We start from the raw sequence: 25,025 nt of genomic DNA, 5'->3' as shown, positions 1-25,025 counted from the left end.
CGGTAACGTTACCGAAAACGATTCCAACGACTATTATCGTAGCATAGTGGTTTAAAGTTGACAATACTTTTTTGCGAAATTAATCGATTGATTTATATCTAATTTCGATTACTAGTGATTAATTAATCACGTTATTAGTTAACTACGTAAAGAGTTTTTACCTTAGCTGCTCATTTTATGCAGTTCTTTATAAGTAAAAAAAATGAAACTAAAAAAAGCCACAATCGTATAATTCATTGATGTGGCTCTTTTTATCGTTCATTCAAATTAATACTTATTCGAGATTAATTCGATGATTGATGTCTTTTACATAATCATCCATTACTCTAACTTCAATCATTTCATCATCTTTAAGAAATTTAAATAGTCCATTATTAAAGTCGGTACCGACTTCTTTATAAAATATGCCTTCATAAATGGCATGCTGCGTTTGATTAAAGGTTAGTTTGTAACCTTCGTCTGTTTGAATTAAATAAGCACGAATGCCTTTTTCATAAAATTCATCAACATTTTTTTGACCACGAGAAACAGAAATAATGTGCAAATCGACGAACGGAATTTCATTGAGTAAAACATTAACAAACGAGCCCTTCGTTATTTCTTCCCAACGGTTTTGGGCAGTTTGACCAAGCACTACTTGAGTAATTTTTTTCTCAATGGCAACTTCGCCAATAACTTTAGCAACGGATCTCTTTTCATTATATTTTATGATAAATTCTGCCCCAAACTCACGAGCTAGCTTTTTCCAAGCAGCAATATAATGGATTTTCTCAATGTCCCATTCATCTTGAGGCTGAGAATCTACAGTTAACACGTAAAGCGGGCATTCAAGCATTTTAGCAAGCTTTCCGCCTCGTCGAATAAGCCTTTCACCGTTTGGTCCATAATATACACAGACCAATATGCATTCATTTACATTTATCGTATTCATGATTGATCTATCACCTCATTATATAGTTTATAATAACTGTTCTAACTTAAATAAACAAAAAAGTTGATGTCCAGTTGCTTATAAGTTTATTAATCCAAATTTAAAAATTAATTAATAAAGGAGGAAGCAATATGTCGAGTCTTCATCTAGCCATTCTACTACCCTTTGTCTTTGTTGTAATTATCCCATTATTATACAAGTATACACGAGCTATACATACAGGTTGGATAGCATTAATCGTTCCAGTAACACTTTTTGCTTATTTTATTCGTTACTTCTCCATTCATGAGGCAATTGAGCCTGTAATTGTTTCTATTCCTTGGATTCCTTCCATTGGTATCGACTTTACTATTTACTTAGATAGCTTGTCATTATTATTTTGTCTGCTAATTACAGGAATCGGCTCGCTTGTTGTTCTGTATTCCATTTACTATTTATCTAAGGAGCGCGAACGATTAAATTTCTTCTATGCTTACCTTATGCTCTTTATGGGGGCAATGCTTGGTTCAGTGCTATCTGATAACCTGATGATGCTGTATACCTTTTGGGAGCTTACAAGCGTATCTTCCTTTTTATTAATTGCTTATTGGTATCAGCGCAAAAAATCACGTTATGGTGCGCAAAAAGCAATGTATATCACAATGTTCGGCGGATTTTCTATGTTGCTGGGCTTTATCATTTTATATATTATATCAGGCACTTTCAGTATTCGTGAAATGATAGCTGCTGGTGATAGTTTATTATCACACTCCTTATTCGTACCAGCGATGTTTTTTATTCTCTTAGGAGCATTTACGAAATCAGCACAGTTTCCGTTTCATATTTGGTTGCCAGATGCAATGGAAGCCCCAACTCCAATTAGCGCTTATTTGCATTCAGCAACTATGGTTAAAGCGGGCGTTTATCTTGTAGCTAGGCTTACACCTATTTTCGGAATGTTGCTGGAGTGGTCTTGGACAATTATTATCGTTGGATTAATTACGTTAATACTAGGTTCATTTAATGCCTTAAAGCAATATGACTTAAAAGCGTTACTCGCCTTTTCAACAATTAGTCAGCTTGGCTTAATTATGATTTTATTAGGAGTTGGCTCCCTAGCCTTGAATTCAGGCTATACAGAGCAAAAATTGGTGTTTATAAGTGCATTAGTGGCAGGAATATTTCATTTAATTAACCACTCTATATTTAAAGGCAGTCTATTTATGATGGTCGGTATTTTAGACCATGAAACAGGTACGCGTGATATTCGTAAACTAGGCGGCATCCTTCATTTGATGCCAATTTCCTTTACATTAACAATGATTGGTGCTTTTTCTATGGCAGGCTTGCCGCCATTTAGCGGATTTATTAGTAAGGAGATGTTTTTTACTAGCCTAGTGGACTTATCTCGTCATACAAGCGCTTGGATGGCGATTATTCCGATACTAGCCTGGATCGCAAGTATTTTTACTTTTATCTACTGTATGATTATTATTTTCAAATCGTTCACAGGCACTTACCATGCAGACTTACTGGAGCGTGTACCGCATGAAGCGCCGATAGGAATGTTGGTGTCGCCTGCGCTTTTGTCAATGCTGGCCATTAGCTTATTTTTCTTTCCGCGATTAATAACAACATCAATATTAGAACCTACGGTAAAAGGAATGGCACCGCAAGTGTTTGCTTCATATCCAGATTGGCACACTCACATTACCGCTTGGCATGGGATAACGCTAGAGCTTGGTATGACAATTGGAATTATACTCGTTGGTCTGTATCTTTATATAACAATGGAGAAGTGGAAAACACCACTTTTCGATTTAATTCCAAAACGATTCAATTTATTTACCTTATATGATAAAGCATTGTTGTTTATTGAAAAGATTGCAACAATGACAACAAAATCGTATATGACTGGCTCTACAACCCATTATTTAAGCTATATTTTTGGCTTTATGATTGTTGTTATTCTCGCAACCTTGTTTGGCACAGGCTCATTTATCCTCGATACTTCGCAGGATTCGTCAATCGAATGGTATGAGCTTGTTATTGGAATCGTAACAATTATTGCTGCTTTCTTTATTCTTTTTTCAACCTCCCGCTTAATGTCGATTATGGGAGTTGGTGTAATTGGCTTTACCATTTCATTGTTTTTTGTTATTTTCCGTGCACCAGACCTAGCTTTAACCCAGCTAGTCGTTGAAACAATTTCAACAACGTTATTCCTGCTTTGCTTCTATTTCTTGCCGAAAATGAAGTCTAATTTAGAATCTATTAAATTTAAGTTAAGCAATGCGATTATTGCGGTTGGAGTGGGATTAACACTAACGTTGATGGGCTTGTCCGCATATGGTTATCGCGTATTTGAACCGATCGCTGATTATTTCACGAATTCATATGCCCTCGCAGGAGCTAAAAATATCGTCAACTCTATTCTAGTTGACTTTCGAGCTTTTGATACGATGTTAGAAATCGTGGTTTTATTTGCGGCTGGTATAGGCATCTATACATTCATAAAACTTCGTTCTGCAGGGAGGAATGATTAAACTATGAAGTTCTCAGACGTTTACTTACAAACTGTAACGAAAATTATTGTATTTATTATTATGACCTTTTCGATTTATGTTCTGTTTGCAGGACATCATAATCCTGGCGGAGGGTTTATTGGCGGACTAATTACGGCATCTGCACTAGTTCTGCTATATATTGCATTTGATTTACAAACGGTTAAAGAGGTTATTCCTGTCGACTTTAAAAAACTTGCCGCTGCAGGTGTACTTGTCGCTGTTTTAACAGGTGTTGGCTCGCTTGTGCTAGGCGAACCATTTTTATCCCAAACGTTTAATTACTTTGATCTTCCATTTCTTGGTCATACTGAGCTCGCTACTGCAATGATTTTTGATTTTGGAGTGTATATGTGTGTAGTTGGCACAACGATGACGATCATCTCAAGCATAAGTGAGGATGATATTTAATGGAAACATTTATGATTATTATTTCCGGCATTCTCTTTACGGTTGCCACTTATCTCATCTTGCATAAAAACTTTTTACGTATCGTGCTTGGGTTAACGTTATTTAGTCACGCTACCCATATGATGCTTATGGCGATTAATGGTTTAAAGCGAGGAGCTGCACCGTTACTTGGGGAAAAAGCGGCTAGTTACACAGATCCGATACCTCAAGCTCTAATCCTTACTTCGATTGTCATTAGCTTTGCTTTAACCGCATTGCTGCTAGTGCTTGGCTATCGAACTTATATTGAGCTTGGCACGGTTAACATGAAAAAACTGAGAGGAGAATCGCATGAGTAATCTGTTAATTTATCCGATTATTATCCCGCTTTTGACTGCACTTGTGCTTGTCTTTATACGGGATCGTATTAAGCTCCAGCAGTGGCTTACTGTGCTGAGTCTTCTCGCCACCATATGCATTTCTTTATATGTCATTTATTACGTATCGACTGAACATATTCTCGTATTAGAACTTGGCGGCTGGTCCGCCCCTTACGGCATTGTGCTTGTTGGAGATATGCTGGCTATCGTCCTTGTGACAGTAGCTTGCTTTGTAAGCTTAATGTGCTTGCTTTACGGATTTCAAGCCATCGAGCTGGGGCATAAAAAGCACTTTGTTTATCCAATGATTTTAGTGCTCATAACGGGTGTTAATGGCAGCTTTCTAACAGGCGATATTTTTAATCTATTTGTTTTCTTTGAGGTAATGCTTATTGCTTCCTATGTGCTGATCGCACTTGGAGGAAAAAAAATTCAATTGCGTGAATCGATTAAGTACGTGCTAATTAATGTCGTGTCCTCTACGCTTTTTGTTATTGCAACAGCTTATTTATATGCTGCTACAGGGACATTAAACATGGCGCATCTTTCAGAGCGAATAGCAATGGTTGGACAGGATGGCTTATTAACAGCAATTAGCTTCTTATATTTAATCGTTTTCGGCTTAAAATCAGGGCTGCTGCTCTTTTTCTGGCTTCCTGGATCATATAGTGCTCCTTCACCGCCAATTGCTGCATTATTCGCTGCATTATTAACAAAGGTTGGGGTTTACACCGTTATTCGCAGCTTTACGCTTCTGTTTTATCATCAGCCTGAAATTACCCATACGGTAATGCTTTGGATGGCAGCTTTAACGATGATATTAGGGGCGCTCGGTGCAGTATCACATTGGGAAATTAAAAAGATTCTTGCCTATAATGTTATTGTTTCTGTCGGCTTTATTTTGTTTGGGGTTGCAGTTGGATCAGAGCAAGCACTTAACGGAGCCTTTTATTATTTGATTCATGATATGTTAGCTAAAGCACTTATTTTTATTACAGGCGGAGCTATTATTAATATTTTTGGAACAGATAAGCTTAAAGAATTTAGCGGGTTAATCCTATTCCGTCCGCTGCTAGGCTGGTTGTTCTTTATAGGTGTGCTTGCTTTAGCAGGTGTTCCACCATTAAGCGGCTTTGTTGGCAAAGTGAAAATCTTACAGGGTGCCTTATCTGCTGGCGAGCTGGCTGTTTCAATTATTGGCTTAATCACTAGCTTAATGGTGCTTTACTCCGTATTAAAAATCTTTATTCATAGTTTCTGGGGAGAAACACTAATGAGTGAAGGGCAACAATATTCTACAGGTAAAAGTGCGCTTCTGCCTGGTTCAATTCTTGTTGCTTCGATTTTCGCTCTAGGAATTGGAGCGGAATGGGTAAATCCCTACATCGCGCAGGCAACCGAGGTTATGGTTAATCCTACTCTATATATCGAAGCAGTACTGAAATTTCGTCCTTGATTCAACCTAACAAAAAAGGATGTGTTAATCAATGACCACACAAATTTTAATAAATCTGTTAATTGCCATAACATGGATGCTGCTTAAAGAAAGTTGGGATGTCGTTAACTTTACTGTCGGATATATTATTGGTTTTATCATTATTTTATCTTTACGCCGAACCTTTAATACTCCGTTTTATGGTAAAAAGGCAATTGCAATCCTTAAACTGTTATGGCTGTTTATTGTCGAGCTATTCAAATCTAGTCTTGTTGTTTTAAAAGAAATTGTTCGCCCTACGCTAAAAATAAAACCCGGCATTTATCGTTCTGAGACGATCCTTGAAAGTGACTTTGAAATTAGCTTACTTGTGTCGCTAATCACATTAACCCCAGGATCAGTCGTGATGGAAATTGATAAAGATGCTAAAGTGATGTACATTCATGCGATGGATGCTGATGATTTTCATAACAATATTCGTAAAACAAAGCGTCGGTTTGAAAATGCAATTTTAGAGGTGATGCGATAATGTTTAAATCTATTATGCTTATTGCGATGTTTTTATTGTCGCTCTCGCTGCTGCTTACGCTATATCGTATCATTAAAGGACCCACTGTACACGATCGAATTCTTGCCCTTGATTCAGTTGGCTATATTATTATTGGCATTGTAGCGACGCTTTCGATCTATCTCGATTCACATGCTTATTTAGAAACAATTCTGCTTATTGGGATTCTTGCTTTTTTAAGCACAATTGCTTTAAGCAGATATATGGAAAGAGGTGTTGTGATTGGACGGAAACGTGGTGATTGAGTGGATTGTTGCAGGCCTAATCTTGTTCGGTACGGCAATGAGCTTACTGAGCTGCTTTGGTCTTCTGCGCTTACCTGATGTTTATAATCGAGCACATGCTACTACAAAAAGTGCAACGCTTGGAATATTGTCGATTTTATTAGGTGCATTTATTTACTTCTTATTTACGCATGGTGTATCTAGTATTCGTCTACTGCTTGGCATTGTCTTTGTATTTTTAACAGCGCCAATTGCAGGTCATCTAGTTATTCGCTCCGCCCATCGCTATGGTTCTCCACTGGCGCCAATTAGTGTACAGGATGACTTAAAAGAGCTGCATACCAAAAAAGCGATGGATGAAGAAAAGGTACGTCCAGTTTAAGGCAGAAAGCTAATATATTAATTAGTTAATTAAAAAGGCACACGATAGATAAAGCTTAGCTCCATATCCAAGCATTATTTCTAGCATATGGAGTAGCTTATTTTATCTATTATGTGCCTTTTGTCTTATCATTTATTTCTGCTTAATTAATGCTTCACTAGATAGCTTCTCTGCTAACAATTCGTAATTAATGCTCCCATCAAATGGGAACTGTTGTTTAGCTACAACCTGCTGCAATTGTAGCAATCCTTGCTCAGCTTGTTGAATTAACTCCTTAGAATAACCGAGCAATTGTTGATGTGCTTCAAATTCCTCTCGATCAACCACTTTCCAATCCTCATCAGGCTCTTTCAAATAATCAAGGTCAAGATCAAGAAATGATAATATATCATTCTCAAGCTTTGCAGGCATAGCAATATTACAATAATACATTAAGCGATTTTCCGACTGAAACGTAATTGCTGCAGTATACCATTGCTCGAAGAAAAATACTTCAATTGACGGATAAGGCATTGTAAAAGTTTTACCTTTCGTATGATGGAAAAATTGACGCTTAGCACGACATAACACCATCACATACTGATCGGTAATCTCTATAATTTCCGCTGGCCATTCATAATGCAGCCTATTGGGATATTTATAGGCTTGAATTGTAATTGGCTTGTTCATCGGCTGCTCCTTTATTCATCTTCAAATTTATAAGTCCAAAAACGCTCTTTACCGAAACGTTGCTTAGCTTCTTCAGAATGAAGATCAACTTTTCCAAACATATCACTAACTTGGAACTGGGTAGCATGAGCCGCAAGTGCATTGTATTTATTAACAATAAAGTCACTAATATCAATCTCTACATCAGGCTCTCCGTTATCGGCAACCATATTATGGGCAAAGCCTACGCACCAAGTAAGTGGGCGCTGATCAGCAGGCAATTGCTTTAGTACACGTATAACAGATGCACCAGTAGCATCATGATCAGGATGCACACTATAGTCTGGGAAAAAGGTTAACACAAGGTCCGGTTTAACCTCTTCTACCAGTCCGCGAATCACTGCATCCAGATCTTCTTTCGGCTCAAATTCAATTGTTTTATCATGATAACCGAGCATACGAAGATCTTGAATTCCAATCGCCTCACAGGACTTAATTAGCTCCTGCTCGCGAAAGCTAGGTAATGTCAAGCGATTAGCAATTGGTGGTTTACCAAGTGCTCGCCCCATTTGTCCTAAAGTAAGGCAAGCATAGGTCACGTATGCCCCTTCTGAAATAAATTTTGCTAAAGTTCCTGACATGCCGAATGCTTCATCATCTGGATGAGGCAATACGACTAATATACGTTCAAACATAATGGATGCCTCCTTTTACTTCGTCAAGCTATCTTATAGCGCTCTCGGCGCTTCGCTCTACCAACTCAATATGCTCCACTTTCGGCGCTTCGCTCTACCAACTCAATGCGCTCCACTTTCCTTCGGAAAAAGTCGCTTATTGAGTGGTTGAGCTTCGCTGGTGATTTTTGTGTGCGAGGGCTTCGACGCCTCTTTTTGCCATGCATTTTCTGCGCTGTCTCCTACCCTTGCACTCCACTTTCAGCGCTTCGCTCTACCAACTCAATGCGCTCCACTTTCCTTCGGAAAAAGTCGCTTATTGAGTGGTTGAGCTTCGCTGGTGATTTTTGTGTGCGAGAGCTTCGGCGCCTCTTTTTGCCATGCATTTTCTGCGCTGTCTCCTACCCTTGCGCTCCACTTTCAGCGCTTCGCTCTACCAACTCAATATGCTCCACTTTCAGCGCTTCGCTCAACCAACTCAATGCGCTCCACTTTCCTTCGGAAAAAGTCGCTTATTGAGCTGGTTGAGCTTCGCTGGTGATTTTTGTGTGCGAGAGCTTCGGCGCCTCTTTTTGCCATGCATTTTCTGCGCTGTCTCCTACCCTTGCACTCCACTTTCAGCGCTTCGCTCTACCAACTCAATATGCTCCACTTTCCTTCGGAAAAAGTCGCTTATTGAGTGGTTGAGCTTCGCTGGTGATTTTTGTGTGCGAGGGCTTCGACGCCTCTTTTTGCCATGCATTTTCTGCGCTGTCTCCTACCCTTGTACTCCACTTTCGGCGCTTCGCTCAACCAACTCAATGCGCTCCACTTTCCTTCGGAAAAAGTCGCTTATTGAGTGGTTGAGCTTCGCTGGTGATTTTTGTGAGTAAAACTTCGATGTTGTTTGTTGGTTTCGCTTTGCAGAAAGTTGTATGTCAATTTAGTTCGACGTTCCTCATTTAGCGCTTCGTTAAACTGATTTCATGCCCTCCTTGTTAGAAAGGGGTTTTGCTTAGTTGCAAAGCTACGACTAATTTTCCTTCACTATTAATGCCGTGCAGAACAATTCTTCCTGCTTCGTCTTCTACAGCATGAGTCAATCCTTCTGTATAAACCCAACCATGCTCTAGCTTTAAGCCAACGCGATATGGACCGTTTCCTTCTATTGAACCATGTGAGTACTGAATCACTGCATTTTTAATAAAATTGGCGGCAGGATGTTTACTGCTGTCATTATGAGTGGCATAAGCGCCCATCGTTAATTCAAGGTGAATGTATACAGGTGTATTTCTAAAGGAATCTATTTGTTCTTGAACCAAAGACTTTTGAATTGGTATCATCTTCTTCATCCTCCCCTTTTCTTCAATTATACGCCTTCGATAATATATAAAGTAATTTTCATTATAAACCATGTAGACGCATCGACACATTATTAAAAAACTGCTAGCAGAAGCTGATACTATGTTATTCCAACAGTACTAGAATAACATATCTTCAGCGATTTCGTGCTAGCAGTTATTATAAAAGAATAATTTGATTAGTCTACTAGAAATAACTTCTCCCCTTAGTTATCAAGCCTTGATTTAGGAATTTTAAATGAGATCACGGTGCCTAATCCTGGCTTGGATTGAATTGTTAGTCCGCTATGATAATGCCATTGCAGGCGACGCTCTACATTCACTAATCCAACTCCTGACCTACTTGAAGTCGAGGCAGCTTGCAATAACGTTTGCTGCTTCTCTTCATCCATACCAGCTCCATTATCGCTTACCGAAATTGTGTATCCGACAGCGCCCTCTTCAATCGCAATCGTAACGGTGCCGCCTTTAGCAAGCGGCATAATGCCATGACGAATCGCATTTTCAACTAAAGGCTGAATTGTTAATGGCGGCAGCTCTAACTCTATGCCCTCATCTATTTTCCACTGCACCTGCAATCTCTTTCCAAATCGTGCTTGCTCTATAAATAAATAGGTTCGCACTAAATTCAATTCTTCTTCAATTGATGTTTTATCCATAAAGTGGTTATAAGAGAATTTGCTTTGCAAATAGCTGCTAAATGCTGTAAGCAGCTCTCTCATTTGCTCAAGATTAATTTCACTTAAAGCGATCACTGAGTTAATCGTATTAAATAAGAAATGCGGTTGAATTTGAGCCTGCAACCAAGCAGTTTCCATCTGCAGTCGCTCGCTAAATGTTCGCTTAGCACTTGTTAATGCAGAGACACGTGAGCGAATTTCGTTGGCATCTAATGGCTTACGCACGTAATCATTAGCGCCACTAGCAAAGGCATGCTGCAAATCCTCTGGGCCGCTTCTTGCAGTTAACAGCAATACAGGCAATTCTGCCAACGAATATTGCTGACGAATTTGTCTTGTTAATTCATAGCCCGACATTTCAGGCATCATGACATCAGAAATGACTAAATCCCATTCGCCGTTGTCAATATAATTTAGGGCTTCAAGCGCAGACTGCACACATGTAATAGAGAATTGCTCGCCCTCTAAGATCGCTTCAAGAATATTAAGATTCATACTATCATCATCGACAAGCAATAGCTTCATCTGCTTATTGGCAGCAGAGATTAGATTACCTTGCATTTGCTCATCTTTATCTTTAGAAGAGGGATTTAACTTCTCTGGAGCTTCAATAGCAACTTGCTCAACTGTTGCTGCTATTTCCTTATCTAGTAAGAACGCCTCATTTCCATCTCTATTACTATTCATTATCGAGCCATCTAGCAATTGAAGCTTGTCATCAGTTTCAAATTTCCCATCATTCCCATGCTCATGGGCAATAGAATCTAATTCAGCAAATTGCTGTAATTGAGCAGTAGTAGCAAGCGGTAATGTAAAGCAGAAGGTTGAACCAAAACCAAGCTCTGATTTGGCAGAAATCACGCCTCCCTGCATTTCCACTAGCTTTTTACTAATGCTAAGACCTAAACCAAATCCGCCTTCCATAATTTTGGCAGATTCACCTTGCTCATATGGTTCAAATATCCGTCTTAATGTTTCTTGATCCATACCAATACCTGTATCAGAAATGGAAATTAACGCATACTCCCCTTGCTGCTTAGCATAAATTTCTATTTTTCCTTTACGTGTAAATTTCAGAGCATTATGCAGCAAATTATATAGAATTTGAATGGTGCGATTTTCATCTCCCCATACTTTAGGGAAATCGGCATCAATGCTGTTTACAATATGCACATCTTCAGAACGACGCTTATAAGTAAGTAAATCTGTTACACCGACCGTAAGCTTATGTAAGGAAATTGGAGCAAAATGTAATCGTCCTATTCCATCCTGTAAGCTCATCGTATCTAGCAACTCATTAAGCATTAAAGAAAGTCGTTTGCTAACAGTAACAACATTATTCAAATCATTAATACTGCGCGGTGATAAGGTTTGCTTTTCTCGCTCTAAAATGACGTGAGCCACATTCAAAATGCTATTTAAAGGATTACGCAGCTCATGTGATGTATTGGCGAGAAATTCGTCTCGCTGCGCAATGTTACGCTGCAATTTCTCTGTAAGCAAATCTTTTTCTTTAAATGTTCGTATATACCCTCTCGTCCATAGTATTGAAAAGGACGTCATTGCGATAATTAAATCAAACGGGTAGTACATCACTTTTTGTCCAGTAAACAGATTGTACATCCACCATAACATATGATTTAATACTGCAAAAAAGGAGATAAAGTATAAGTGATTGGTCTTGTATCCTTGATTGATATTCCACAAATAAACAACTATGCTAATCGTCACAACAACTAACATAATATAGGAGTAGAAATTATTAATGATCATTACAAGATCGAATGGCAAAAATAGCGCACTTACTATTCCGCATCCATTAATCGCCTGGATAACATAATATACTTTTCGATGATGAGCCAATAAAAACGGAGAAATCGCCTGGTACAATGCCACCAGCATCATGGCAACAGATAGCAATACTAATCTAAATGCTGTTTTATAACTAAAACCTAACCATACTTGCAGCAGCTTCTCCTCACTGCCAACCAAAAGTAATGTAGTTAGACTAATGACAAATATAGAAAACCAAAACAGCGAAGATAGTCTTGGAAATGCAAAATAAATAATCATCGCATAGATCGCATGTAAAGCAAAGACAAACGCTACAAGCTGTTGCATACTAGTCGCTGTATTATAGTTACTTAAAATCGCTTGCTCTGTACCAAATTTAATCGAGCGAATAAGTCCGCCGCCTCGTACATCAACAAAGTTAGCAACCTCAATAATTATTTCAATTTTTCCATCCTGATCACTCGTAAAGGTACCTCGATACGGTACGTTATATGGAGTATATTGCTCTTTTTGCGTTGCTGTCGTACCCATTGTGCCTATTAGGACATCATTTACATATAGCTTAGAGGCACTTCTAATACTACTAATTTGAATGGCTAATGATTGTCTTAGCTCTGGATTAACTAAAACTGTAAGACGATAGGAGCCGTAGCCAAATGATGTAGGATTATCAGGATTTAGATAGCTGCTCCAATTTCCTGGAACAGAAATATAACTTGGCGTAGACGTTTCATTTGACGGCTCACTGGCAATAAACTGATGCGGGTAAAACTCCCATTCTCCGTCAAGTGAAAATGTTTTTTTGCCCTGTAAATCCCAATCACGCAGGTCAATAATCCCATGCTTGGCATAGCGGGTTTCCCCCTGCTCAAAAGCTGAAATCCACAATAGGCGAGCAACATTTAGCACGACAACGAACAGCAGCAGGACAATTAAATTAAGCAAAATTGCTCGTTTAGTTAGCACTTTCATCAATTGAAATACTCCTTACAAAAAGGTATAACTAATTTAATATACACGAAATTAAGAAACTAGGAAATCCCATTCTAAATTAAGGGGTGCAATTATGGAACAATATAGAAATCTCATTCAGCAACAGAAGCAATTTTTTAGTAAAATGAACAATGATTTTAAGAGTTCTATCGCCTTTCGAATCAAGGCATTGCAAAAACTTAAGCATGCAATTGTTCAATATGAGCGACAGATTATGGAGGCTCTAAATGCTGATCTTAATAAATCAGAATTAGAAGCATATAGTACTGAAATCGGCATTGTGCTTGAAGATCTTAATATATGTCTGAAAAATATTAGACGATGGAGTAAACCGAAACGCGTAAAAACCCCGCTTACACATTTAGGCTCTAAAAGCTATATATATCCTCAAGCGTATGGTGTAGCTTTAATTATCTCACCATGGAACTATCCATTTCAGCTTGCCTTTGCACCGTTAATTGGGGCGATTGCTGCTGGCAATTGTGCAGTAATTAAGCCATCTGAGCTTGCTCCGCATACATCAAGCATTATTCGCAAACTTATTGAAAACACATTTGAAAAGCAGCATGTTGCCGTTGTTGAAGGCGGCATTGAAGTAAATCAGTCACTGCTTGCTGAGCGCTGGGACTATATCTTTTTCACAGGAAGTCAGAACGTTGGCAAAATCGTTATGGAAGCAGCAGCTAAACATTTAACTCCTGTTACATTGGAGCTTGGAGGAAAAAGCCCTTGCATTATTCATCACGATGCCAATCTTAAGCTAGCCGCAAAACGAATTGCTTGGGGGAAATACTTAAATGCTGGACAAACCTGCATTGCTCCAGATTATTTATATGTTCATCGTAATGTACGAGATGCTTTTGTCGCTGAGCTGCGGGAAGCAGTAAAGTTGCTATATGGTCAACATTTACTTGAAAACAATAGCTACACGAAAATCATTAGTTCTCGGCATTTTCATCGCTTAAAAAATTTTTTACAGGATGGTCAAATTGTATTTGGCGGTGGGTATGATGAAGAAAAGCAGCTTATTGAACCGACACTAATCGATCAAATCGATTGGAGCGTGCCAATTATGCAGGAAGAAATATTTGGTCCGCTGCTGCCAATGATGGTTTATGATGAACTTGATGAGGTCATAAACGGAATTCAGCATCATGTTAATCCTTTGGCATTATATTTATTTTCTGAAAACAAGCAAGTTCAGCAGCAGATTGTAACACAGATATCATTTGGCGGCGGATGTATTAACGATACCATTTTCCATATTGCTAATCCAAATTTACCGTTCGGCGGGGTTGGTGCTAGCGGAATTGGAGCTTATCATGGCAAATATAGCTTTGACACGTTTACACATTATAAAAGCGTATTAAAGCAAACAACAGCATTCGATCTCCCTTTCCGTTATCCAAATATGAAAAATGGGTTAAAAATCTTAAAAATGTTTTTTAAATAAACGGAGCCTAAGTCTATTTACAATAGGCTTAGACTCTTATGCTTGTAACAGATGGTATATTTATACCTAACTACGTTATCTAATTCATATAAAAAGTTATTCCTCAACAACGGTAAATTGTTGCAGCATATAATGGAAGCGCGCGCCATGACCTTCCGATGCCTCTAAGAAATATTTTTCTGTAATAATAAAGCTGCCTCCCCGCTCATTGGACAGAACATACACTTGAGCTACAGGATCATCCCACTCTTTCCCTCCATCTATTGCATGAATTAATGTAGCTTTTAGCGGTTCAGTAACTTCAACTGGTTCATTTACAGTATCATACTGCGTGGCTAGTTCCGCTTTCATTCGCTCTACAGCTTGCTCTGGTGTTTCATCTTCAGACTGCTCAATGCTCATCGAAACCTCTGGATAGCTATCATCAAGCGGTGTTTTAGGCACAATAACATCGCGATTTTCCTCCTCAATTAGTTTGTAGCGTTCCTCATCAATATAAATCACATAGCCAGACTTCGTATCCTGTAACACTACTTCTTTTTCCTCTGGCGTCCCTTCAATATGTTCCTCTACCTGCTTTTTGGGCTCAAAATATTGCTTAATATGCTCAACAAAAGCTTGACCCGTATTCGTTGTCGTAAATATGCCAATGATACTGGCAGCTGCAGCAATACTAATTATCCAGCCTATTTTCTTGCCAATTCCTTTATTCTTTTTATTGTGAGCATATGTCGTTTTTCTGCTTAATTGTGTCATAAATAACTCCTCCTCAATATTTCTCCAGATCTCCTCCTTATGCTGTAACATGGAGTCGGTATGTTTGTTCATGGCGTTTATCATTGCCTCATCCAATTGCTCATCTTTCATTCTTCTCCACCTCCAAATACGGTCTGCAGTCGTTGTCTTAGCTTTTGCTTTGCTTTAAAAATACGAGACTTAATCGTATTAATATTTTCTCCTAACGTATCGGCAATTTCTTGATCCTTAAAATCATGCATATACTTCAAAATAATTGGTATGCGATTGTGTTCCTCTAGTTGCTGCAGCTCCCTGTACAGCTCCTCATATTCCTCGAACATATGCTGGTCGTAATCGCCCCGTTCGAATGCACTTAACGTCTCATTACTAGCGACAATATGCTTGCCTTGTTTAGCAGCAATCCGCTTGCATTCATTAAGCAATATCGTATAAAACCAAGGCTTAAAGGATTGATCTTCGCGAAAACTTGCTGCATTGCGGTAAATGCGAATAAATGCTTCCTGTACCGCATCTAGAGCTAATGAGGATTGATTGCGCAATACAATTGTTGCAACGCGGACTGCATATTCATAATAGCGATCATATATTTTACGAAATGCTGTTTTTTCGCCTTGCTTAACTAAAACCATCAGTTCGTTGTCATTCAAGCTCCTGTTCTCCCTTCTCTTAACGTTAAGCTATATACATTACCCGCCAAGTTTCAAAAAAGTTTTCGCGTTTATAAAAAAAGTAAAAGCTGCTTGTATAATGCAAGCAGCCCGCTATTTTATTCAATTTATCCAAAAATATTAATATTTATTATTTTACGCTAATCTCTCCAGCTTCAGCGGTCGCTTTAATAAGTGGACCATCATTTCCCCGCTTCGCTTTAATGATCGAATGATAGTTTTTCTCATATGTTACATCGTCTATGTCAAGTTCAACTTTACCGATGTCAACCATTAACTCAAACGTTGCATTCACTGGTGTTTCAGCAAAAGAAATATCAATATTTCCTGTATCTGTAGCTGCGTTAATTGGATGTTCAGTAGCTGCTTGCTCAATCCTAATTTCACCGGCATCAACTTTAAGTGCAAGCTCTCCTTCAACATGCTGCGTTGTAATCATCCCAGTATCCAGTTTTATAGATGCTTGACTAACTGTAATGTCATCAAGTTTTACCATACCAATATCATTTTCAATATCAATTGATGTATGATGCTGATTTGGTAACGTAACAATTAGCTTGCGCTCGCCAGTATTGTTGATAGATAAGAGCTTGTCTTTTGTCGTAATCTCTACTTTTAATACAGAGTTCGCAACAGAAGTGTGTAATGTTAACTCATCTTTTAAATTACTATCCCTTAAAAGCTCAACCGTTCCCTCATCACTATCTCCTTGCATAACGATGATTTCCATTATATCCGTTTTGATTTCAACAGCATCAAATTGCTCTTTATTAAAAGTTTGTTTTTCTTGCGATACTAGCTCACCTGCGCCAGAGCCTTCACTAATCACTTTAGTAGCTACGTTTGCAACGTCAACTCCGCAACCAGCAAGCATAAGCACTAGCGCTAAACCAATACAAGTAAATTTAATCGTTTGTTTCATAATCCGTACTCCTTTTTTCCATTTGCTAACTTTAACCATCATAGCGCAGAAAGAAGAAGCACAGATACAGCCAAACGACTAGTTTTAATACTGGACTAAAGGCGGGTTCAAGAAATATTAGCGGGCTACTAATTTGTAAGAAAAGCTATGGTTATTTTCTAGTATTGTCAGTATCCTTTTGTTTTGATTGTCTCTGCTTGATATAACGATATATTGCAACAGACAAATTAATAATACCTGAAAGTACAGTACAAAAAATGGGGACAAGCTGCTGGAAAGATGGAGATACAACACCATTGCCCATAGATCCTATTTAGGTTGCCGCGCATCCCATAAGCCATATAGAAGAAGATATATTGGCACAATGATTAAAAGGACTGATGAAACTATATACAAAACATATCTGTTCATAACAGCCCTCCCTTTTTGTAAATTTCATCCATGGAGAGATAAAAATTAAGAAAAAATGAATTGGCATGGGGTGGGACAAATCGCTTCGCTCGATTCATGCACTCATATGGAGTGCGACAACAAAACGACTATTATGCTTACTAGCATGTATGTATTTCAATCCACGCACTCACATGGAGTGCGACTCTTTTATTGCATTAATGTGCAGAGCGTGAACTTAATTTCAATCCACGCACTCACATGGAGTGCGACCAGGCGGACATCGGGCGATTTATCCGAGTAATTGACATTTCAATCCACGCACTCACATGGAGTGCGACGGACTTTTTAGTCCTCCTTTAACGAAAAATTAACATTTCAATCCACGCACTCACATGGAGTGCGACAAAGAAAGTACGCCAGGACTGGGAGCTGCAACAAATTTCAATCCACGCACTCACATGGAGTGCGACTGTCGGCAAAGTTTGGGCTCGACAGTAATCTGAGATTTCAATCCACGCACTCACATGGAGTGCGACACGTCTATTTCACCGTGTCCGCAACGTGTATACGATTTCAATCCACGCACTCACATGGAGTGCGACGCGAGATTTATCATGCAGATGTGCCAGATGGTGTATTTCAATCCACGCACTCACATGGAGTGCGACTGTTACTGATAATACAAGCGGGTCTGGTCAATATGTAACATTTCAATCCACGCACTCACATGGAGTGCGACTCTTACTACTTTAGTCGAGACTGGATTCATCTTTAGTATTTCAATCCACGCACTCACATGGAGTGCGACCCTGCACCAATGCCTTTATTACCGCTGTTGTTGTACGGATTTCAATCCACGCACTCACATGGAGTGCGACCCCGTGTACTTGAGTGCAGCGCCATTGTTCTAACCAAATTTCAATCCACGCACTCACATGGAGTGCGACATCGACACGATTGACTGGGCAGAGATGCAGTGTAATATTTCAATCCACGCACTCACATGGAGTGCGACATGAAAGTATCACGCGAAGAAATCCTAAAAAAAATAATTTCAATCCACGCACTCACATGGAGTGCGACATGAAAGTATCACGCGAAGAAATCCTAAAAAAAATAATTTCAATCCACGCACTCACATGGAGTGCGACTTATCAGATAGAAGCAAACTAAAACAGTTTTTCGATTTCAATCCACGCACTCACATGGAGTGCGACCGAGAAGCGATTAACCTAGCATCCGACCTTCAAATTTCAATCCACGCACTCACATGGAGTGCGACGGTATGTCGTAACGTATGAGGGCTTACACGTTTTTATTTCAATCCACGCACTCACATGGAGTGCGACACGACTGGAGCGGCAAAGATTGTCCACGTTTAATATTTCAATCCACGCACTCACATGGAGTGCGACGGTTTAGGTGAAGTCTGTAATCTGAAAGTGTAATGATTTCAATCCACGCACTCACATGGAGTGCGACTATGGTGTATGATGTCACTGAACTGGGAGCTGCTATTTCAATCCACGCACTCACATGGAGTGCGACCGGACTTACGGTAGTCAATGCCATTGTTTCTAGCAATTTCAATCCACGCACTCACATGGAGTGCGACACTAAAAGACGTTTTAATTTAAATAAAGATACTAGTATTTCAATCCACGCACTCACATGGAGTGCGACATTTAACAGATTTAAAAATATAGTCAGGCATAAGAATTTCAATCCACGCACTCACATGGAGTGCGACTGGAAATACGTAAGTAATAGATTGGGGCGAAAACTATATTTCAATCCACGCACTCACATGGAGTGCGACATTGTGCTTGTATTCGAGTAAGCAAGCATCAGACGAATTTCAATCCACGCACTCACATGGAGTGCGACTCGAAAAGTTTGCTAAAAATAAATGGGGCGATGATATTTCAATCCACGCACTCACATGGAGTGCGACTTCTTTTCCCTTTTTTAAGGCTGCCGAAAGTGCCATTTCAATCCACGCACTCACATGGAGTGCGACAGCCCGCACATTCCACCTTTGCGTAGCAAGCTTTTGCAAACGCTTAAGTGCGGATCGATTTAAATTTACCATAATTATACCAAAAAATCACGTGAAAAATCGCAAAAACCCTTATTTTATGCGGGGTGCGGATCTCCTAGGGATTTTATGTGAGCTTCCGATCCGCACCAATTTATAAGTTCTCTCAAAATATTAATGGTGCATCGAGATCTAAAGATTTTTTTACTCCTATATGCTCCACCTTATTTTTATATTGATTACCGAGACGATAAAAACGCAAACTATCTTGTTCAGGATCAATAATTTCTATTAATTTATGCTTTAATGTAGCTAATTGAGCAGAATCTACATGACATTCAAAAACTGAATTTTGAACACGTTGTCCATAATCTTGACACAGCTTTGAAACTCTGCGCAGTCTTGTTTTTCCATTGGAGTCGGTAAGGCTCACATCATACGTAATGAGAACGAGCATAAATTTCACCTACTTCCACAAGAACGGTGGATACTCATCGAGATCATTTCGTAAATATCTTGCCAATAATTGGGCTTGTACATGTGGTACTAAACCCCAAACTATTTTTTCACCCGTAAATGGATGAGTAATCTTTTCTTGTTTTTTGCTTTGCCAAGCATTTAGAAAGTTTCTTCTCGAATCCTCTTTTAAGAGTACTGCCCCGTTTTCTTTTACCCAAAAATCATCCTTCGTAATTACTCGTTTATTTATTAATGATAAAACAAAACGATCGGCATAAACACCCCTTAATTCCTCAATCATATCAAGAGCTAAGGAAATACGACCAGGTCGATCCCGGTGTAGAAATCCTACATAAGCATCTAACCCTACCCCTTCTAAAGCAGCAGCCATATCTTTAGCAAGCAATGAATAGGCAAATGAAAGCATTGCATTTACATTGTCAAGAGGAGGTCTACGTGAGCGACCGTGAAATACAAAATCTTCTTCCTGCTGTAAAATCATATCGTTAAATAAATCAAAATAAATTGATGCTGCTTGTCCTTCTAACCCTCGTAGTTGCTGCAAATCCTCACAGTTTCTAACTTCACTCAAATATTCGGTTAGCTCTATTGATACTGCTTTAAATCGCTCAACATTGATACGCAAACTATGCTCGCGTATCATTCGTTCCAATATCCATTTGTGATTATATATTTTACCTATAATAAAATTACGGGCTATTTTTGCAGAGCGTTTTTCATTATCTGATATTCGATATTGCTCCTTACGCAGAACAACATTCCCTCTGCTTTCTCCGACTACCCTTGCAAGAAATCTTCCACTGCTCGTAAAAAAGGTAACATCGATGTTTCTCTCTGCACAATACCCTAACAATTTTGGGCTCGCTCCTGTATAACCAAAAGTCACAATAGCTTCTAAATTGTGCAACGGTACTCTTCCAAGCTTATCTTGATCTTTTAATAGCACAATATTATCTCCGTCAAGAGATAGATATACGTCTGGTTGAGTAACATATAGTGTATTTAATAATTTTTTCATTTAAAAATCGCCCCTTCAATGTAGCTTTTCACCGAACGCAATTTCATTAGCTGGGGCATACATATATGCTGAAGCGAGCAGCTTTTACAATGAGCTCCTGTCTTCACCTTAGGGGTATATTTTCGAACATAGTAATTATACATTTCTGCTACAAGTTCTTTTACTGCTTGCTTGCGCTCATACGTTAAATCCACTTCAACTCTATGCTTAATTTCATCATAGTAAATATAGCCGGTATGTAGTTCACAACAGAGCATTTCTTCTAAGCACAATGCTTGAGCAACTAGCTGCACGATATCTTCCTCAGATTTCTTTGGTCTGCCGCGCTTATATTCTATTGGATAAGCAATATATTTTCCTTCTGCAGAAAATATCGGTACCCCATTGTCATCTTGAACAAACTCCACTACGTCACATTCACCTGTTAATTTAAGTTGATGAGAGACAACAGGCATAGCACGAACAACAATGTGGTTTTTTCGTTTTTCTCGGATGAAGGGCTGATGCGCCTTTTCATGCACAATCTGCCCTTCAATTGTCTTTACATTTTCTTCCCACTGCTGTTCGATATGAATCAAGGCCCATTGACGTTTACAAAATTTAAAGTGCTGTATACCTGACAATAGCAAATATTCATCGACGTTATCTGCCATCAAGGACATCAACTTTCAATCCTTCCAAAGGATACAATTCTATACTATAATCCTCAAATGACTTAGGAACATCTCCTTTTGCTTTTATTTGCAATGAGCGATGTACTTTTGCTGAAGAATATTGTCCTAACTTTGAATTATGTTCCCACCAATACAACTTGTGTACCTCCATACTCCCTTCTGGTCGAGCAGATGAAGCATCATTTTCAAATAAAGAGAGCAACGCCTCTTTAATTTTTAACGCATCCTCATTGGTAAACCCTGTTTTTTCCGCTAATTGTGGATTTATGCTACCGTAAAATACATATAATCCATAATCTACACGATGCTTCATCCCCATTGTATCAGAGCCTCGCTCCTTGCCTGACTCTGAATTTACACTTTTTGTAATTTGAATACTTGTAATGTCGATTGGAGTAACACTCGTAGCAGTGTGAATAGATACAGGTCCACGAATACCGATTGAAACCCCTTCAGCATCTCCACCTTTAAAGGCAAATACTTGTCCAAAGCTTCGAACATCAATCCATTGTTGGCAAGCAAGTGCGGCAAATTGCTCTTTTGATGCTTTTTTAGTTTTTAATAATTGTGCTATTTCATCAACAGATTCTACACGAGCACGAATACTATCATATTCATCATTTCGACGATCATTAGATTGAACTAGAATAGATTCCCCTGCATCTTGCAATCGATTACGAACTTTTCTTTTTATTGCAACATCAGATACTTCTCCAAAACCATCATAATTTTGGCGCGGACGGTTTCCGTTTAGTGGATCTCCATTAGGATTTGCTTTATTTACTGAAAAAATCACTGCAAAATCTACTTTATGATCTAGTATGGACATCATAATTTCTCCTTTCAAAATTGAAATCATTAATTTATTCTTGAAACTGCTCTCTATACACTTATGCCCTATTCCTTTGTCTCTTCCATATGCTCTTCTGCAGGAGTATGATTATAGTAAGCATGTCGTTGACTATAATATCCTAGTAAGTATTTACCAGATAATGGTTCGTTATTGAATTTTTCAAACGGAATCTTGTTAGATACTTCAGCAATTAATTTAGTAATATCTGAAACTTGGGTACCATATTTCTCTATATAGTGATTTATGTTCGAATGAATCGTTTTCCATGTTCGTTCTGGATATTTGGAAAATGCATTCATATATCGAATCGCATTCGTAGCTCTGTTTTCATTTTGCTTTTTTAGTGCTCTACGCTCTAAAATATCTGCCAAAGCTAGTAATCTACCAAACAAATAATCTCGATCATTTTGATTAGGATCTAACCCCACGTCATATCCCTCCGTAACTGATTTTATCAAGGCACACGTAATGCTTAATGTTTTTTCCCATTCCCAAGGTTCCATAGATTGCGGACTGCTTGCACGAGCAATCGCACTTCTTAATATATCTATAGGTAAGGTTCGATTATCGACAATGCATGGAAGCATACGTTCCATTAAACCCTTAACAACTTTATTGTCTGCCCTTGAGCCATATGCTGCAAACGCAATGTCTTGAGTCGAAGGAGCTCCTTTGAACGGTACAAATATGCCGTCCACTTTTCGATAATCATGTCTCCAACTACATTTCGTATGCCAGCGTTCTATTCTGGCAAAATAGTCTTTTACGTCTAAATCACGATAATATAAAACTCCCATGCGTCCTGTAGTCGCAGAATCTAATAATAAAATATTGATACGCATTGTTTGTTCGCCAAGTTCGGTTAATAGTTTATGCTGGTATCCTTTCAATGCCTTCTTAAACTCTTCCGCTGTCTCTTTGCTAGTAGAAGCAATCGTTTGAATCACCTGTTGCGTTTGATCTTCTTCCAAAATCATGTTCAACAAATCAAAACTATCATTAACAATATTAGGCACATCCGTTTTGTTGTTCCCCCATACCAAAAAAACTCGACCATCAACAATTTTTGCTTGGCGATTAATTAGCCATTTTAATGCGTTATGACTCTTTTGCGACACATCATAGCTAATCGTTGCAACTTCATAACTTTTATTAAATCTGCCACGAAACGTAAAACCACTCGTATCATTTGAGGAAATGAGCTTCGCTTTATCACCAGAATTTCTAATTTTATTAGCATGCTTGTCCGTACTCGGTTTAAACTCACCAGTGACATAACAAATTTCTTTATTTCCAAGCTTTTGTTCATAAAACTTAATAAATGAATCATACATTTCTTTATCCGACCAGACAGGTACAGTAGCCTTTTCGGCTTCAACAACATTAAATCGTATAAATGCACTTTCTTGTTCGCCTGCTAAAACAGTAAAAATATTTGGCTTTTCAAGATAAAGTGACTTATATTTATCATGCCATTTACTTATTAACAGTCCTTTTTCATCAACTGCAAGTTTCTTTTCCTTTACTAAATCATGAATTAGAGTTCCTTTACGAACATAACGAAAAATGCTCTTTACTTTTGGAGAAGCATAAGGGGATTCTGCCCATTGAGCTAATTGCTTTAAATAATCTTGGTAATGCGTTGTTTGTTTCTTCGCAGCCACATAGTCGTTATAGTCACCTGCTACATAAATGAGCTTGTCATGCAGCGGATGAGGAAAAACTGCTGTTCCTGCTTTACTGGCAGAATCTTTTGTACAAGGAATAATCGTATTACTATTATCCTTACTAATCACTTCTGCTCTTAAAAATTCACCTGCATTATCAATGGTCACTTCAATCTGAGCATTTTGTGTAGTATGAGATACTGGTAACAAGGTGTATTCCTGTCCATAATGCGTTGTTTCTATCACACCAATTTGATTACTGTTCGCTTCATAGGTTTCATATAAATTTAATAACCAGCTCATAAACTGCTTCCCTCCAATTCCTCCAGCAATTGCTCTGCGGACTGAATGGAATTGTTATCAAAATGTTTTTTAGTGCGTTCTCCGATACGTTTAACTAGGTTACATTCTTCTGGTCTTAAAAACTTAATTATTCCGTTTCTCATAACAGGCTGCCATAAACGTACAGATAATTCATTTGTACCCGTCTCATCAGGATAATTGAAACCATGAAACATTGTGCCAAAATGTATCTCAGCATATTTATCGTAAAATCCTTCTCCTTCACCAAACACACAAGGTTCAACATATGCTTGACATTCACGAGTACCTAAAAAAATATCTCTCCTTCCACCTGCCTTCAAACTTCGTTTCAAAATATTGTGATGCTTATGTTCGTTACGATCAAATTCCAATTCTGGTCGATTCATATTAAACTCAAAGTGACATCTAACCTGATAACATACATCCTTCAAATATGTATAGTTAGCTAATGTATTCCCGCCGCCATATTCGATAGGACGAATACCTTTTGACTCCATTTGAATCGGCTTCATAATTCGAAGTTCATCAATAATATAGGTAATAGTTGGTTTCCAGTAGATCGATTCAACTATTCCTTTTAATGCCTGGTAAGTAGGAATCTGATAAGAAAGCTTTTCTCCTCCTAATTTCGTTAATGGATCAGTAAATAATGCGTTTTTTCCATATACTTTAAATTCTATCGAATTTCTAATTTTCATAAGCTTCACCTCCTAATACAATGACTTATCTGATTATTCTGAATATAATTTCGAGATGAACAGTTGTTAAGTTTATTGTAGGCTTGTCTAAATGGT

At 38.4% G+C, this 25,025-nt stretch carries 22 protein-coding genes and 1 CRISPR repeat array; of the genes, 8 read left to right on the top strand and 14 right to left on the bottom strand.

Features of this window, described 5'->3' with window-relative positions:
* Positions 1-274 precede the first annotated feature (274 nt).
* Positions 275-931: a histidine kinase gene (locus AC2TDL_RS13240; RefSeq protein WP_484696560.1), complete on the bottom strand. Its 657-nt coding sequence runs from the start codon at positions 929-931 to the stop codon at positions 275-277.
* Between the two features lie 131 nt (positions 932-1,062).
* Between AC2TDL_RS13240 and AC2TDL_RS13235 the strand changes: the two genes are divergently transcribed.
* Genes AC2TDL_RS13235 through mnhG form a run of 7 tightly spaced genes read left to right on the top strand, consistent with a single transcriptional unit; the run spans position 1,063 to position 6,853 of the window.
* Positions 1,063-3,456, top strand: coding sequence for a Na+/H+ antiporter subunit A (locus AC2TDL_RS13235; protein WP_484696559.1), 2,394 nt, complete (start codon positions 1,063-1,065; stop codon positions 3,454-3,456).
* Between the two features lie 3 nt (positions 3,457-3,459).
* Complete coding sequence (locus AC2TDL_RS13230; RefSeq protein ID WP_484696558.1) at positions 3,460-3,885, top strand: Na(+)/H(+) antiporter subunit B; 426 nt, start codon at positions 3,460-3,462, stop codon at positions 3,883-3,885.
* Positions 3,885-4,223: a Na(+)/H(+) antiporter subunit C gene (locus AC2TDL_RS13225; protein ID WP_484696557.1), complete on the top strand. Its 339-nt coding sequence runs from the start codon at positions 3,885-3,887 to the stop codon at positions 4,221-4,223. The genes AC2TDL_RS13230 and AC2TDL_RS13225 overlap by 1 nt, the downstream gene beginning before the upstream one ends.
* Entirely contained in the window at positions 4,216-5,700 is a 1,485-nt protein-coding gene (locus tag AC2TDL_RS13220) for a Na+/H+ antiporter subunit D (RefSeq protein WP_484696556.1), read from the top strand. The genes AC2TDL_RS13225 and AC2TDL_RS13220 overlap by 8 nt, the downstream gene beginning before the upstream one ends.
* A gap of 31 nt (positions 5,701-5,731) precedes the next feature.
* The gene (locus AC2TDL_RS13215; protein WP_484696555.1) at positions 5,732-6,208 is read left to right on the top strand and encodes a Na+/H+ antiporter subunit E; all 477 of its coding nucleotides are present in this window, start codon (positions 5,732-5,734) and stop codon (positions 6,206-6,208) included.
* A complete protein-coding gene (locus AC2TDL_RS13210) occupies positions 6,208-6,492 on the top strand; it encodes a Na(+)/H(+) antiporter subunit F1 (protein ID WP_484696554.1) in 285 nt (94 codons plus the stop codon). Before AC2TDL_RS13215 ends, AC2TDL_RS13210 begins: the two co-directional genes overlap by 1 nt.
* Complete coding sequence (gene mnhG, locus AC2TDL_RS13205; RefSeq protein WP_484696553.1) at positions 6,470-6,853, top strand: monovalent cation/H(+) antiporter subunit G; 384 nt, start codon at positions 6,470-6,472, stop codon at positions 6,851-6,853. Before AC2TDL_RS13210 ends, mnhG begins: the two co-directional genes overlap by 23 nt.
* 132 nt (positions 6,854-6,985) lie before the next feature.
* Here mnhG and AC2TDL_RS13200 read toward each other — a convergent pair whose 3' ends face one another.
* From AC2TDL_RS13200 to AC2TDL_RS13185, 4 genes are all read right to left on the bottom strand, one after another.
* Positions 6,986-7,522: a DUF402 domain-containing protein gene (locus AC2TDL_RS13200; RefSeq protein ID WP_484696552.1), complete on the bottom strand. Its 537-nt coding sequence runs from the start codon at positions 7,520-7,522 to the stop codon at positions 6,986-6,988.
* 11 nt (positions 7,523-7,533) lie between these two features.
* Positions 7,534-8,196, bottom strand: a complete 663-nt coding sequence (bshB2, locus tag AC2TDL_RS13195) for a bacillithiol biosynthesis deacetylase BshB2 (protein WP_484696551.1) — start codon at positions 8,194-8,196, stop codon at positions 7,534-7,536.
* A 956-nt stretch (positions 8,197-9,152) separates the two neighbouring features.
* Complete coding sequence (locus tag AC2TDL_RS13190) at positions 9,153-9,497, bottom strand: YojF family protein (protein WP_484696550.1); 345 nt, start codon at positions 9,495-9,497, stop codon at positions 9,153-9,155.
* A 224-nt stretch (positions 9,498-9,721) separates the two neighbouring features.
* Complete coding sequence (locus AC2TDL_RS13185; RefSeq protein ID WP_484701183.1) at positions 9,722-12,961, bottom strand: hybrid sensor histidine kinase/response regulator; 3,240 nt, start codon at positions 12,959-12,961, stop codon at positions 9,722-9,724.
* 94 nt (positions 12,962-13,055) lie between these two features.
* Here AC2TDL_RS13185 and AC2TDL_RS13180 point away from each other — a divergent pair, with 94 nt between their 5' ends.
* Positions 13,056-14,435 (top strand): aldehyde dehydrogenase, encoded by a 1,380-nt coding sequence (locus AC2TDL_RS13180; RefSeq protein WP_484696549.1) that lies wholly within the window; start codon positions 13,056-13,058, stop codon positions 14,433-14,435.
* A gap of 96 nt (positions 14,436-14,531) precedes the next feature.
* On the opposite strand, the gene AC2TDL_RS13175 is transcribed toward AC2TDL_RS13180, so the two are convergent.
* The 9 genes from AC2TDL_RS13175 to cas5c form a co-directional block, all read right to left on the bottom strand.
* The gene (locus tag AC2TDL_RS13175) at positions 14,532-15,302 is read right to left on the bottom strand and encodes a hypothetical protein (protein ID WP_484696548.1); all 771 of its coding nucleotides are present in this window, start codon (positions 15,300-15,302) and stop codon (positions 14,532-14,534) included.
* Positions 15,299-15,841 carry an RNA polymerase sigma factor gene (locus tag AC2TDL_RS13170; RefSeq protein ID WP_484696547.1) on the bottom strand — a complete coding sequence of 181 codons (543 nt, stop codon included), beginning with the start codon at positions 15,839-15,841 and terminating at the stop codon, positions 15,299-15,301. Before AC2TDL_RS13170 ends, AC2TDL_RS13175 begins: the two co-directional genes overlap by 4 nt.
* Before the next feature lie 151 nt (positions 15,842-15,992).
* Positions 15,993-16,784 (bottom strand): DUF4097 family beta strand repeat-containing protein, encoded by a 792-nt coding sequence (locus tag AC2TDL_RS13165; protein WP_484696546.1) that lies wholly within the window; start codon positions 16,782-16,784, stop codon positions 15,993-15,995.
* 564 nt (positions 16,785-17,348) lie between these two features.
* Positions 17,349-19,197: direct repeats of the CRISPR family, unit length 32 nt; unit sequence ATTTCAATCCACGCACTCACATGGAGTGCGAC.
* 184 nt (positions 19,198-19,381) lie between these two features.
* Positions 19,382-19,672, bottom strand: a complete 291-nt coding sequence (gene cas2 / locus AC2TDL_RS13160; RefSeq protein WP_484696545.1) for a CRISPR-associated endonuclease Cas2 — start codon at positions 19,670-19,672, stop codon at positions 19,382-19,384.
* A gap of 9 nt (positions 19,673-19,681) precedes the next feature.
* Positions 19,682-20,713 (bottom strand): type I-C CRISPR-associated endonuclease Cas1c, encoded by a 1,032-nt coding sequence (cas1c, locus tag AC2TDL_RS13155; RefSeq protein WP_484696544.1) that lies wholly within the window; start codon positions 20,711-20,713, stop codon positions 19,682-19,684.
* Positions 20,710-21,366 carry a CRISPR-associated protein Cas4 gene (gene cas4 / locus AC2TDL_RS13150; protein ID WP_484696543.1) on the bottom strand — a complete coding sequence of 219 codons (657 nt, stop codon included), beginning with the start codon at positions 21,364-21,366 and terminating at the stop codon, positions 20,710-20,712. The genes cas1c and cas4 overlap by 4 nt, the downstream gene beginning before the upstream one ends.
* A complete protein-coding gene (cas7c, locus tag AC2TDL_RS13145; RefSeq protein WP_484701181.1) occupies positions 21,356-22,216 on the bottom strand; it encodes a type I-C CRISPR-associated protein Cas7/Csd2 in 861 nt (286 codons plus the stop codon). The genes cas4 and cas7c overlap by 11 nt, the downstream gene beginning before the upstream one ends.
* Positions 22,217-22,284: 68 nt before the next feature.
* A complete protein-coding gene (cas8c, locus tag AC2TDL_RS13140; protein ID WP_484696542.1) occupies positions 22,285-24,210 on the bottom strand; it encodes a type I-C CRISPR-associated protein Cas8c/Csd1 in 1,926 nt (641 codons plus the stop codon).
* Complete coding sequence (gene cas5c / locus AC2TDL_RS13135; RefSeq protein WP_484701179.1) at positions 24,207-24,923, bottom strand: type I-C CRISPR-associated protein Cas5c; 717 nt, start codon at positions 24,921-24,923, stop codon at positions 24,207-24,209. Before cas5c ends, cas8c begins: the two co-directional genes overlap by 4 nt.
* Between the last annotated feature and the right edge of the window lie 102 nt (positions 24,924-25,025).

Source organism: Paenibacillus sp. plas6, assembly GCF_057221655.1.
The sequence above is the reverse complement of the archived record's forward strand: the minus strand, read 5'-3'. Positions and strand labels throughout refer to the sequence as shown.